The organism is Noviherbaspirillum autotrophicum (genome assembly GCF_000818395.1).
GTDB classification, from domain to species: domain Bacteria; phylum Pseudomonadota; class Gammaproteobacteria; order Burkholderiales; family Burkholderiaceae_D; genus Noviherbaspirillum; species Noviherbaspirillum autotrophicum.
Window position 1 is genome coordinate 1 of record NZ_JWJG01000015.1, and the last position, 3,692, is coordinate 3,692.

A 3,692-nucleotide genomic window follows, 5' to 3' on the forward strand; every position below is an offset into this window, starting at 1 on the left:
TCAGACTTCCAGCCACTCCTTGCGGATGGCGGCGTTGGCACGCAGGTCGTCGGGCGTGCCCTCGAACACGATCGAGCCGTGCCCCATCACATACACCCGCTGCGAGATCTTCATCGCAATGTCGAGCTTCTGCTCCACCAGCAGCACCGATATCCCGCGGTTCTTCAGTTCCTTCAGGTATTCGCCCACCAGCTCGACGATCTTCGGCGCCAGCCCCTCGGTCGGCTCGTCGATCATGATCAGGTCCGGGTCGCCCATCAGCGTGCGGCACAAGGTCAGCATCTGCTGTTCGCCGCCCGACAGGACGCCCGCCGGCGTGTGCTGGCGCTCCTTGAGGCGCGGGAACATCTGGTACATGTCGTCGATGCTCCAGCGCGACTTTTTCCCTTTCTTTTCGCCCAGCAGCAGATTCTGCTCGACGGTGAGCGTCGGGAAGATGTCGCGGTTTTCCGGCACATAGCCGAGTCCCTTGTGCGCGATTTCGAACGCCTTCAGGCCGGTGATCTCCTCGCCCTTGAAACGGATCGAACCAGTCACGGCGACTTGCCCCATCGTCGACTTCACCGTGGTCGACCGCCCCACGCCGTTGCGTCCCAACAGGCTGACGATTTCGCCTTCCTGCACGTGCATGTCCACGCCGTGCAGCACATGGCTCTTGCCGTAATATGCGTGCAGATCTCTAATTTCCAGTAGTGCCATCGTCATGCCGCCTCCGCTGCGTGTCCACCCAGATATGCTTCCTGCACCTTGGCATTGGCGCGGATATTGACCGGCGTATCGCACGCGATCACTTCCCCGTACACCACCACCGCAATCTTGTCGGCCAGGCCGAACACCACGCTCATGTCGTGTTCCACCATCAGCAGGCTCTTGCCGACCGTCACCTTGCGAATCAGCTCGACCGCCGCATCCGACTCCGAGCGGCTCATGCCGGCCGTCGGTTCGTCCAGCAGGATCACTTCGGCGCCGCCGGCGATCGTGATGCCGATCTCCAGCGCGCGCTGCTCCGCGTACGTCAGCAAGCCGGCCAGCGTGTCGCGCCGGCGCTTCAGGCCAATCTGCTCCAGCACCTGCTCGGCGCGCTCGTGCGCATCCTTCAAGCCATTCAGGCGATGCCAGAACGAGTACTTGTAGCCGAGCGACCACAGCACTGCGCAGCGCAGGTTCTCGTACACCGACAGGCGGTGGAAGATGTTGGTGATCTGGAAGCTGCGCGACAGGCCGGCGCGATTGATTTCGAACGGCCGCTTGTCGATGATGCTGTTGCCGTTCAACAGGATGTCGCCCGAGGTGACCGGGAAACGCCCGGAAATCAGGTTGAACAGGGTCGATTTGCCGGCTCCGTTGGGGCCGATGATGGCCACGCGCTCGCCTTTGGCGACTTGCAGGCTGGCGCCGCGGATGATTTCGGATTTGCCGAAGCTCTTGCGGACTTCCTTGAGTTCGAGGGACCAGGCGCTCATGCTTGTCTCCGGATCAGTTCTTCAATGTCGCTATTGGCCTGGCCCCAGGCTTGAATGAAGCCTTTCCTGGCCAGCCAGAAGCCGGCGGCGCCGAGGGCGAACAGGATAGCGGCGATCAGCCAGGGGCCCGGCTGGGCGGTATCGGCCAGGAAGCCGAACAGCTTCATTTCGGTGCCGTTCGCCGAATCCAGCGTCAGGTGGTACAGCATCTCGATGGCGACCGCCACGCCCAGCAAGGCCACGGCCGCCGTGGCGCACACGGCCAGAAGGCGCGGGGCAACGGGTTTGAATTTGCCGAACTTCACCAGCCGCAGGTTCATCATGAGGATGCTGGCCACGCCGCCCGGCGCATACATCACGATGACGATGAAGAACACGCCCAGATACAGCTGCCACGCCTTGGTGAAGTCCGACAGCAGCACGGTCAGGAACACGCCGATGATGGCGCCGATCATCGGGCCGAAGAAGAAGCCGACACCGCCGATGAAGGTAAACAGCAGGATTGCGCCGGAGCGCATGGCACTGACATTCTCGGCGGTGACGATTTCAAAGTTGATGGCCGACAGGCCGCCGGAAATGCCGGCGAAGAAGCCTGCCAGAATCAGCGTCAGGTAGCGCGCCCACTGCGTGTCGTAGCCGATGAACTCGACCCGTTCCGGGTTGTCGCGCACGGCATTGATGATGCGCCCCAGCGGCGTCTGCGTGAAGGCATACATGCCGATGGTGGCGATGAACAGCCAGAACGCGATCAGGTAATACACCTGGATCTGCGGCCCGAAGGTGATGCCCAGGAACGGTTCGCCATAGACGCGGTTGGTCGTGATGCCGCCCTCGCCGCCGAAGAATTCCGGGAACATCAGCGAGCAGGCGAACACCAGTTCAACGATGCCCAGCGTAATCATTGCAAACGTGGTGCCCGACTTCTTGGTCGTCACATAGCCGAACAGGGCGCCGAAGAACATGCCGGCCAGCCCGCCCACCAGCGGCACCAGGGTGACCGGCATCCAGATGGTGCCGGCCGCGGCCAGGTTCATCGCATGGATGGCGAAGAACGCGCCCAGCCCGGAGTACACCGCATGGCCGAACGACAGCATGCCGCCCTGCCCCAGCAGCATGTTGTAGGACAAGCCAAAGATCATCACGGTGCCCATGGTGGACAGTACCGACAGCGATGCGCCCTTGTCGAAGACCAGCGGAGCGACGATCAGGATCAGTGCGAAGCTGGTCCACAGCAGCCAGCGGGCGAGATTCATCGGTTTGTATTTCATGGTATGGCTCATCGTTACGGCACTCATCTCAACCCTCCCGCGTTCCCATCAGGCCGCGCGGCCTGAAGATCAGAATCAGCACCAGCAGCAAATACGGCATGATCGGCGCCACCTGCGAAATGGTGAGCTTCAATACCGGATAGCCGAACGTCTCGGCGCCCAGCGCCATGCCCATCGTCGAAAACAGATTCAGGAACGAGTAGTCGAGCGCGACGGCGAACGTCTGCAGCACGCCGATCAGCAGCGAGGCCAGCAAGGCGCCCACCAGCGAGCCCATGCCGCCGACCACCACCACCACGAAGATGATGCTGCCGACGGTGGCCGCCATGCCCGGCTCGGTGACGAACGCATTGCCGCCGATGACGCCGGCCAGGCCGGCCAGCGCGCAGCCGCTGCCGAACACCAGCATGAACACGCGCGGCACGTTGTGCCCGAGCGCCTCGACCATATCGGGGTGCGTCAAGGCCGCCTGGATCACCAGGCCGATGCGGGTCTTGGTCAGCACCAGGTAGATCGACAGCAGCATGAGCAGCGCGATCAACATCATGAAGCCGCGGTAGATCGGGAAGGTGGTGGAAAACAGCGTGAACAGCGGGCCGTCCAGCTCGGCGGGAATCGGGTACGGCACGGCCGCCTTGCCCCACACCAGCTGCACCAGCTCGACCACGACATACGACAGGCCGAAGGTGAACAGCAGTTCCGGGATATGGCCGTACTTGTGCACCGAGCGCAGGCCGTAGCGCTCGACCACGGCGCCGATGGCGCCGACGGCCAGCGGCGCGATGAACAGCGCCGGCCAGAAGCCGAGCTTGGTGCTGATGGTATAGGCGAAGTAGGCGCCCAGCATGTAAAAGCTGGCATGGGCAAAATTGAGCACGCCCATCATGCTGAAGATCAACGTCAGGCCCGACGACAGCATGAACAGCAACAGCCCGTAGCTCAGACCGTTCAGCAGGGTAAT

Annotated in this window: 4 protein-coding genes; all 4 read right to left on the reverse strand. The window is 62.7% G+C overall.

Going from position 1 to position 3,692, the window contains the following annotated elements; all coding sequences use genetic code 11:
• Positions 1-705 carry an ABC transporter ATP-binding protein gene (locus TSA66_RS01140; RefSeq protein WP_408639466.1) on the reverse strand — a complete coding sequence of 235 codons (705 nt, stop codon included), beginning with the start codon at positions 703-705 and terminating at the stop codon, positions 1-3.
• The gene (locus TSA66_RS01145) at positions 702-1,463 is read right to left on the reverse strand and encodes an ABC transporter ATP-binding protein (protein WP_040038670.1); all 762 of its coding nucleotides are present in this window, start codon (positions 1,461-1,463) and stop codon (positions 702-704) included. Before TSA66_RS01145 ends, TSA66_RS01140 begins: the two co-directional genes overlap by 4 nt.
• The gene (locus TSA66_RS01150) at positions 1,460-2,731 is read right to left on the reverse strand and encodes a branched-chain amino acid ABC transporter permease (protein WP_232429372.1); all 1,272 of its coding nucleotides are present in this window, start codon (positions 2,729-2,731) and stop codon (positions 1,460-1,462) included. Before TSA66_RS01150 ends, TSA66_RS01145 begins: the two co-directional genes overlap by 4 nt.
• A 28-nt stretch (positions 2,732-2,759) precedes the next feature.
• A partial coding sequence (locus TSA66_RS01155) for a branched-chain amino acid ABC transporter permease (protein WP_052451991.1) occupies positions 2,760-3,692 on the reverse strand: 933 nt, incomplete at its 5' end.

Excerpts from the sequence above, each read along its gene's own strand:
- TSA66_RS01140 (WP_408639466.1), bottom strand. The coding sequence starts at position 705 with ATGACGATGGCACTACTGGAAATTAGAGATCTGCACGCATATTACGGC.
- TSA66_RS01145 (WP_040038670.1), bottom strand. The coding sequence starts at position 1,463 with ATGAGCGCCTGGTCCCTCGAACTCAAGGAAGTCCGCAAGAGCTTCGGC.
- TSA66_RS01150 (WP_232429372.1), bottom strand. The coding sequence starts at position 2,731 with ATGAAATACAAACCGATGAATCTCGCCCGCTGGCTGCTGTGGACCAGC.